Genomic DNA, 8,929 nt, shown 5'->3' with positions numbered 1-8,929 from the left:
ACGGGACGGCTGCAGATTGTGATGGAAGCCCCCATGTTTGACATCACCCAGCAATATGTCGAAATGGGGGTGGGTGTCGGGCTGATGCACATCAAAGTCCCTCCCAAGGCACTCGATCATCTTCACGCGCGCGAAATGCACGAGTCTCAAACGCCGTTATCCATCGCAATGGTCGTACGCCGCCACGGAAACCTGCCCCAAACCGTTCTCGACTTCCAGCAGATCGTCCGGAAAACGTTTGCCCGAAACGATCACCCTTAAAAGCCGTCAGCCTCCCGGAATGCTGGCGTGGGCGATCACCGACAACCTGTCCTGCATCCTCACGGCCCTGCGCGACCTTCTTGCGTCACCCCGTTCGTGTCGCTGACAAAGTAATCCCGCTACGATCTGAAAAGCCTTGGCCCAAGTTCCTCTGCGTCCGCGGACTCTTCGAGAAGGGGCTGAGCCTGGCGAAATGACTGGAGAGAGCGGCGATGCAGGAATTTACACGGCAACAGAATCCGAAGTTTCTGGCGTTCAAGGAGGAAGCGGCCCGTGCGCTCGCCGTAACTCCGACACTGACCCGTCTCGACTGCCTCAATCCCGTTAAAGCGGTCGCGCACACCTTCGACACATCACCCGTGGGCATTGGAGCGGACGCCGCCTGGGAAGCTTACCTTGGTCACTCGGTTGAGCACCGCATCCATACACGCGGCGTGCGTGACTCTCTTTTTGTTCTGTTTGAATGGATGGCCGCACATGGTCGCTCGGTGGCCATGCCGTCGGATGTATACCCGGTTTACAGACAAATTGCAGATAAGGCCGGCATCCGTTTCACGACCTACCCTACCTTGCCCCTTTTCGATATCACGTCCGCCCTCGCGTCGGCTGCCGACGGTTGCCTGCTGTTGACAGCCCCCCTCTCGCCCCTCGGGCGCGACCTGACGGATACGGAAGTTACAATCATTGAGGAATGGCTCTGCGAACACCCCGAACGATTTCTGATTCTCGACCGCGTCTACGACTACGGCGGTGGGACGGATCTCCGGCGGTTAATAGCGACCAATCAGGTTGCCCTCTGCTGGTCTCTCTCAAAGTCATTCCTGTCACCCCTTGTGATGGGATTCACCGCAGTCCCTCGACAACTGACCCACCTGCATGGGCAAGAGCCGCAGCTTGAAGTGGCGGCCGCCATTCTCACGAGGCATTGTGACTTCCCTGCAGAACAGACTTCCATCTTCCGGTATCGCTGGCAAAAGCTCACACCGCTCTTGTCGTCGCTCGACCCGACCTGGCTGCCGCCGAGAACCGGATATCTCTCCGTGCTGCGGGTCCCCCATTCTGACTTACTCGCGCGCGGGATCCTCGCCGTGCCTGGTCCGATCTACGAAGCAGACGACGAGATTTCTGTTGTCTCGTGCCTGCACGAAACCGTGGCTTTCGACGACATGAAAACGGTGATCCGATTCCACGCGACTGTGCTCTCCAACTTCGCCCGAGGCTACGACAAGTATGCTCGTACCTACGACAAGAACGGCATTCCCGAGTCACGTTTTCCGAACCAGTTTCACCTTTTGAAAGAGGCAGACCTGGGAATAGGAATCGCCAAGGCCAACCAGTTACGGGACAAGCTCGGTGGTGGTCGAATCATTGTCCTGCGGACGTGCGTGACCAATCATGCCCTGCGGCCGAACGAGCGAACCGGACTGGGTGATTGGGTCCCCGGCAGTCGGATTGAGGTGGATGGCGTTTATGATGAGCGACTCAATCCACTGGAGATCGAGGACGTCTACGCCGACTCGCTCGAGGCGCACGGCGGCTTGCGACCGTGGTCCAGCGTCGTCCCAAGATCACTGTCTGTCCTGCCGATCGCGAGCGCCTGCCAGGCGAAGTGTGCGTTCTGTTTTTCACACTCGTCGGTTTCGCTGGATCAGACGCAGGGACTGCTGACGATACCCATAGTCGAGGAGATGTCCGCGCGGGCTGCAGCAGCGGGTGCATCCCGGTTTGTTATCACCGGGGGTGGGGAACCGACACTGCTCGCTTCCGGTAAGCTGCTGGATCTGATCCGAGTTGGTGCCCGTCATTTTTCCAAAGTCGTGCTGATCACGAACGGACTGCTTCTCGGAAATTCCTCCGAAGAAGAACGACTGCGCACCTTACGAGAATACCACGACGCAGGACTGGATGTCTTATCCGTTTCTCGGCACGATGCCGATCACAATTCTGCCATCATGGGGGTTGAAACCTGCTCGGAGCGTATCGCAACGTCGATCCGTGACGTAGAGGGACTCACTCTTCGCTGGGTCTGCGTGCTTCAGAAGCAGGGGGTAGGGAACGGAGCACGGTTACGGCGCTACCTTGACTGGGTAACGGAAACGGGAGCCGACGAAGTCTGCTTCAAAGAGCTGTACGTCGCTGTATCGAAGGAGTCGATCTACTCGCACACGGACTACAATTCCTGGAGTCGCGACCAGCAGGTTCCAATGAGCCTTGTGACTCGCTTCCTGGAGCAGCAAGGGGCCGCGCCGCAGGGCAAGTTGCCGTGGGGAGCCCCAATCTATCGCCTGCTCTGGAAGGGTCGATCGATCAGAGTCGCAGTCTACACAGAACCCAGCGTCTTCTGGGAAAGAAGTAACGGGATCTGCCGAAGCTGGAATTTAATGGCGGACGGAAGATGCCTGGCCAATCTAGAGACCGCTTCGAGCCTGGTCGTGTAGCGGGCTGCAATTTTCAAAGACCGGCCCCTCGCCTGGAGGGCCATATTGAACGATCGGGCGGTCAAAAAGAGCGACTTTCGCTGGTGTCGAAAGCGACTCTTTCATCTGCCGGTTTCTAGAATCCGATGTTCTCTGATAGTGTATGGAGGTAAACTGAATCCCGTCAGGGTGCTGGCCGGCGCAACCGGAATCCGATGATGAAGAGTTTCTGTCACTGAAGCAGAAATCACTTGAAGGGCTCATGCATGATTCACCGACGTGACGCAATGCTGCGGATGGGAATGGCCGCTGGTGGTGCGCTGACACTTCCGGGATTGCTGGCTCATGAAAAGGCGCAGGCCAGCCAATCACCTTCCCCCTCCGCTCGATCCTGTATTTTCCTGTTCATGTGGGGCGGTCAGCCTCAACAGGATATGTGGGATATGAAGCCCGACGCCCCTTCAGGCGTGCGAAGCCCGTTCCAGCCGATCCCGACCGTGACACCGGGAATCTTTCTCGGCGATCAGTTGCCGAATACAGCGCGGCACGCGGACAAGTTTTCGATCGTCCGCTCAATCAACCATACCGCGACGGATCACGGCGTTTCGGTCTTTCATGCGATGACCGGTCGCGCGATGGTTCCTCCCCGCACATTCCCCGCGAATGACCGCCGTCGCACCGACTTTCCTTCCATCGGTTCGATGTTTTCGTACTTGGGCGAAAAGTCTGCAATTCCCGCCAGCTTCTCGATCCCTCGACCCGTCGCTCATGACGGGCTGCGCTATGCGGGGACGCACGCAGGCTTTCTCGGATCACTTCACGACCCGGTCGAACTTGGCCAGGTCTACAACCACGTCGAAGTCGGCCCACGGCTCGACGAAGCCAAGTCGGCGATCCCCCTGACGCTGCCCGATGATATTTCCGTTGCCCGCCTGCAGGCCCGTACCGGTCTGCTGAAGCTGCTGGAGCAGCAAGACCGGGCCATGCAGCAAAATAGCGGGATGCGAGCTTACGGCGGTGTCTACGAAGACGCCTACCGTCTGCTGAACTCGACGGCGGTGAAACAGGCACTCGATCTGGAACGTGTCCCCGCCGCGACCCGCGATCGCTATGGACGCAATGAGTACGGTGAAAGCTTCCTCACCGCCCGGCGACTTGTCGAAGCGGGTGTCCGCATGGTGACCGTCAACTGGATGTTCATTACCCCCGCCGCCAAAGTCTATAACGTCTGGGACGCACACGGTGGCCTGGGTGACCTGGAATACGGCGCGACCGGCTATGGGATGCTGAAAGCGCATTACTGCCTTCCCGCCTTCGATAAAGCCTATGCGGCCCTGCTGGATGATCTGTCCGAAAGCGGCCTGCTCGACGAAACCCTCGTTTCATGCGTGGGCGAATTCGGCCGCACCCCTCAGATTAACGGCGCGAATGGCCGAGACCACTGGCCGTTCTGCTATTCCGGAGTGCTGGCTGGAGGGGGTATCAAAGGGGGAACGATCTACGGGGCTAGCGATAAGGTCGCAGCTTATGTCAAAGAAAATCCGGTGACTCCCGGTGACTACCTGGCCACGGTCTGCCAAGCGTGTGGTCTGGACCCCGCCCGCGAAGTCCACGATCTCGAAGGCCGCCCCTTCAAAATCTGCGACGGCGAACCGATCACCGACATCCTGAGCTGACGTCGGTTGAGAACAGGATTCTTAAAACTGGGCTGACGGCTGGATGAATTGCTCATCCAACCGGTCTCGCGCCACCGCAATCCCGAAAGGCCCCAGGTTTGAACATCACCGTCGCTGTGAGTTCAAACCGTTATGAGTTCAAACCCGGGTAACGGAAGCGAGTCGGCAGCCCTGTCCGGAATTGACCGACAGGGCTGCGAGAGTCTGGCATTACTTGTCCGACTGCCGCCGTAGCGAACTGAGAGGAACCTCGAAGCTGAACTGGTGCTCGCTGCGGGCGGGCACAATCTTGGTCCCTTCGCACAGTTCTTCCGTTGTCGGGTTGAATGTCATCGCCTCAACCCGATTTTCGGTTGGAAGAAATCGATAGAGTCGCAACCAGCCACTGCCATAGTCCTGTAACAGCTCATGCACCACGTTGCCATGGTCTCCGGCCGTTGCCGCCCGAAAAGCCTGCGTTCGACTCTGGTCTCCCGAAAAAACCGCCACCAGATTGGCGTGCTTGCGATAGCACTTCTCCCAGATCTGCTGCGGTGAGTTCCCCCGCTGGCCGTGAATCTTGCTCCACAGCATACGGCCCTTCTCCGCCGTGAAGTAATCTTCGTCTTTCTTCGGCTTGTCGCGTGGTCCCCAGCCCATGTGACACGTGATCAGAGCACGACGATCGGCGTATTTCTCGAGCACGCTGTCGGCCCAGGCCAGCACGTCGTCGGGTGCATTGCACTCCAGGTGCAGGAACACCCAATCGATTCCTCCCGCCGTGAACAACTGAAAACTGTTGGCGTTGTTGCCAGAGATTTGAGGCCCCTGCTCGTTGCCCGAGTAACAGCCGCCGTACCAGTCAAAACCTTCGAATCGCGATTTTGGGAAGAACTGCTGGAAGAGAGTCGAATCCCCGGCACTGGTCATGTCATGATTGCCGACAGAGATTCCGTACGGAACTTTACCATGAATCACATCCATGCAGTCCCGGGCAACCTGCCATTGGCGGGGCTCGTCGATATCGACAATGTCTCCGACGTGACTGACAAAGACAATCTTCTGCTTCTCAAGATTTGCCGCGATCCAGTTGGTATGAGCCCGGAAGATAGAGTTCGTGACGGGGTCCGAATTGGCTTTGGTTCCCTTCGTCCCTTCCCCCTTGTAAGCCTGAGTGTCGGGAATCAGAACGATACTGAAAGAACCGGCCGGCGCCGCTGGCAGAGGTTCTGCCGCAATGGCTGCCGCCCCATTCCCTTGAACCAGTCCAAGACTGAGCAGGGCCATTCGGCAAAGACGGCTGAGTGATTGATGCATAAGGATAGCCCAGTTCAGTTTGCAGGAAGTTTTGGTTGTTCAATCCCGGAAGCGGGAATGGTCAATTCCAGGGTAAGCTCATTAGGACCTCGATCTTCCACGGTGGCAGTCAAGCCGCTCTTCGCCGGATCTCGGTACATGGCGGGAAGATAGTGAGTCTCAGTCACAGACCCGTTGGGATGTTCGATCACGATAAAGTTGGACGCGATTATCTTGTAGCTGCCGGGAACAGCTCCATCGTTGGCAGCGAAGGTCTGCAATTGAAACCGCCCCTCCGCATCGGTCACCCCTGCTGCGGCATACTGGTGGTCGTCCGGAGAGAAAACAACCCTCGTCCCTTCGAGGGGTTCACCGTCAACCAGCACATAGCCTGTCACAGGAACCGGTCGGGGCCGACCGTCACGTGAACCACTGCAACCGGTCAGCAGCAGTACTCCCCAGCACACCAGGGAGACGATTCTCTTCATCGTTATGACCCTCGATTGCGATGGATTCCATAGTCTCAGGATCACTTGTCTCTACTTCCTTTATTAAAACGAATTCACTGTTCCGGTCGTCTCATCGTCACAACCCCCTGTCAGATCGCTGACCAGACTGGACACCGGGTGGCGCGATACCAGCGGGCGTGGTGAGAAACCCGGAAATACACAATTGGTTCGCCCGGGGTTGAAGCTCAGACACACGGTTCGGTGGCGAACGAGGGAACAGAAGGTTCTTTTGTTGTGATCATCGGGCCGTTGGCATCCCATGGGAACGCCACGGCCCGGGTCCTGTTTTTCCGCACGTCACCTGTCAGAATTCGCCGACGGCCTCTCCGCCGATGATCGATCCCAGTGCTCCCCAGACGCCGTACGGACTGGGTCCAGTCCGTACGTCCGGCACGGATTGATTACCGACATCGATATTCTCACTGATGAAACGAGCCGACCCATCTGCCATCAGGACAGAAACGCCGCCGACATGCATACTGCTGGCCGGAGCCTGGCCGTCCGAATGATCATTACTGCTCTGCAGACAGTGGGGCGAGTTGGGTGGCAGTACCGTGCTGACGCCGGTGTAGGCAGTGATCCCGTTAGCCCAGCCGTTTCCTCGGAGGTTGCGGTTGGTCCCCGGAGTCAATTTGCCCGTGGCGCGATTTCCTTCCAACTGGCAGAGGATCGGGCTGTCGTAGGCGGGCCCTGTCCCGCGCGAGTTGGCGACACCCCCGCGAATCGAGGGTCCATCGTTCGATGTTGCGATCTCGGCCATGGCAATCGTATTACTCGAACCATCCGTGAGATCGCGCATGTTACGAGAGGACTGCAATCCGAACATCCCACGCATTTCTCGACGGACTGCCTGTCGCGTACTGACACTTTCCGACCCGGTAATCCGCCGCGTGTTGTCACCCCAGCAGAACGCATAGTTCGTCTGACCACCATACTTATTGGTCGTAATCACTTCGGCACTCGGACACATTAATGTCGGGATTGTCGCCATGAACGGGGGATAGTCGAATGCGGGAGTCGCCGTCGTCACTCCTCGCGGCCGTGGTCCTGCTGGCTGGAACGTCATGCCACCAAATGTCTGCACTGACGAAATCGTGTTCCACAAAGGTCCCTGATCGAGGTAGGGCAACAACAGGATGAAACCACTCGCTCGAGTGTAGTTGTTTGTCAGGGGATCACTGGTCCCCCCATCGGGATGCCCCGTCCCACCACGGCCATAAGGAAAACGATTGAACGCATCATGATAGTTATGAAGAGCCAGACCGATCTGCTTCAGTGAATTACGGCACTGGACTCGACGAGCCGCTTCGCGGGCCTGCTGCACCGCGGGAAGCAAGAGAGCAACCAGAACCGCGATGATGGCAATCACCACCAGTAACTCAATCAGCGTAAAACCCCCACGACGAACCTTAAGAAACATGACTTTCAATCCTCTGCGAAATCGGGCGGAACGACCCCACCTCGGCCAACAAAGACAAAGGGGCCAAGCTGTCGTTCCAGGTCGGGAATAATCAATTCGTAGCTGCGGTGGTCAGTAACAAAAGCTTTCCGAATAACACGCAATGAAGGCTGACGACCGTGAAGAGAGATGTAATTTCCGACTGCAAAGAATCGATGAAGAAACTACGAATTCTTCGTAAGACAAGCTTTTAGGAGATTGCGTACGAGCCTCCGAGACGGGGACGCGACAAGGCTCGCACAAGGAAACCAGCGCTGCGCTGAGCGATCAACGGCCTGGCAAGTGCAGGCAGGCGGACCGGGCAAGAGTGAGCTCCGGGGATCGTAAGTTCCTCCTTCTTCGGCGAGCAGCAATGCGACCGGTTGCCATCCCGATCTTGACGAACGCGCTTCCCGACACGATACTTTGCTTTACAAAGTGAAGGACCGTTCAGCAGGTGAGAGGCGGGAAAATGGAATATCGCGAAGCGGCCGCACAGATCGATCTGATCTGGACACAGATTGTTCGGACGGAACGTTTCCGCGGTTATCGTCCCACCACGGTCGCTGCGACGGGCCTGCTGGGATTGATCGCCGCAGCAGTGCAGCCGTGGCTGGTCCCCGTCCCTGAACAGCATCCTGATGCTTACATTCAGTTGTGGTCTTCCATCGCTGTTGCCAGCCTGTCGCTGATGTTGCTGGAAGTGGGCCTCAGCTACCTGCGGAGCGAATCCCGGATAGAACGTCGGCTGACGTGTCAGGCACTTCAGCAATTCTTTCCCAGCCTGCTGGGTGGCGGCATCATGACTTGGGGGATCTCTCAGTTTCATCCGGAAAGCATTCCGCTGTTACCAGGAATCTGGGCGATCCTCTTCGCGCTCGGTATTTTTGCCTCAATCCCCTTCGTCACATCGTCCGTGATCTGGGTGGCCTGCTATTATCTGGGTGCCGGAATGATGGCACTGATGTCCGGCAGCGACGCTGCTCCATTGAGTCCCTGGCAGATGGGAGCCACCTTCGGCGGCGGGCAACTGCTGATGGCCTGTGTGCTTTATTTTTCGGAGTCACGACGACATGCCGAAGCGTAGTCCCAAATCGAACGAACCTCAGACCGGCCGCTTCGCTTATGAAGGGCTCGAGCGTTCGATGCATGAAAAGGCGAGGTTGGGGATCATGACTTCGCTGCTGACTCATCGGGAAGGTCTGACGTTCGTCGACCTGAAGCAACTGTGTGAACTTACGGATGGAAACCTGAGCCGTCATCTGGATGTGCTGCAGGAAGAAGGCCTGATCATCCAGCAGAAACAAACCGGCCCCGGACGCGCGACAACACTTTGCCAGTTGTCTCCGCTGG

Annotated in this window: 8 protein-coding genes; 5 read left to right on the top strand and 3 right to left on the bottom strand. The window is 57.6% G+C overall.

Features of this window, described 5'->3' with window-relative positions:
* From VGE80_RS02530 to VGE80_RS02520, 3 genes are all read left to right on the top strand, one after another.
* On the top strand, positions 1–261 hold a 261-nt coding region (locus tag VGE80_RS02530; protein WP_440591563.1), incomplete at its 5' end, for a hypothetical protein.
* A 212-nt stretch (positions 262–473) separates the two neighbouring features.
* Positions 474–2,699: an aminotransferase class I/II-fold pyridoxal phosphate-dependent enzyme gene (locus VGE80_RS02525; protein ID WP_440591562.1), complete on the top strand. Its 2,226-nt coding sequence runs from the start codon at positions 474–476 to the stop codon at positions 2,697–2,699.
* Between the two features lie 245 nt (positions 2,700–2,944).
* The gene (locus VGE80_RS02520) at positions 2,945–4,354 is read left to right on the top strand and encodes a DUF1501 domain-containing protein (RefSeq protein WP_373649526.1); all 1,410 of its coding nucleotides are present in this window, start codon (positions 2,945–2,947) and stop codon (positions 4,352–4,354) included.
* A gap of 210 nt (positions 4,355–4,564) precedes the next feature.
* Here the strand turns inward: VGE80_RS02520 and VGE80_RS02515 are convergent, their stop codons facing one another.
* From VGE80_RS02515 to VGE80_RS02505, 3 genes are all read right to left on the bottom strand, one after another.
* Complete coding sequence (locus VGE80_RS02515) at positions 4,565–5,650, bottom strand: serine/threonine protein phosphatase (RefSeq protein WP_440591561.1); 1,086 nt, start codon at positions 5,648–5,650, stop codon at positions 4,565–4,567.
* A 14-nt stretch (positions 5,651–5,664) separates the two neighbouring features.
* Positions 5,665–6,117 (bottom strand): hypothetical protein, encoded by a 453-nt coding sequence (locus VGE80_RS02510; RefSeq protein ID WP_397568282.1) that lies wholly within the window; start codon positions 6,115–6,117, stop codon positions 5,665–5,667.
* 325 nt (positions 6,118–6,442) lie between these two features.
* Complete coding sequence (locus VGE80_RS02505; RefSeq protein WP_440591560.1) at positions 6,443–7,558, bottom strand: DUF1559 family PulG-like putative transporter; 1,116 nt, start codon at positions 7,556–7,558, stop codon at positions 6,443–6,445.
* A gap of 490 nt (positions 7,559–8,048) precedes the next feature.
* Here VGE80_RS02505 and VGE80_RS02500 point away from each other — a divergent pair, with 490 nt between their 5' ends.
* Both VGE80_RS02500 and VGE80_RS02495 read left to right on the top strand, forming a co-directional pair.
* Complete coding sequence (locus VGE80_RS02500; protein ID WP_397568281.1) at positions 8,049–8,663, top strand: hypothetical protein; 615 nt, start codon at positions 8,049–8,051, stop codon at positions 8,661–8,663.
* Positions 8,650–8,929 (top strand): transcriptional regulator (locus VGE80_RS02495; RefSeq protein ID WP_440591559.1); only part of this gene is annotated, 280 nt, incomplete at its 3' end. The genes VGE80_RS02500 and VGE80_RS02495, both read left to right, overlap by 14 nt.

Origin of the sequence: Schlesneria sp. (assembly GCF_036405755.1) — a bacterium.
Lineage (GTDB): Bacteria > Planctomycetota > Planctomycetia > Planctomycetales > Planctomycetaceae > Schlesneria > Schlesneria sphaerica.
This window is presented reverse-complemented; position numbering and strand designations above follow the sequence as displayed.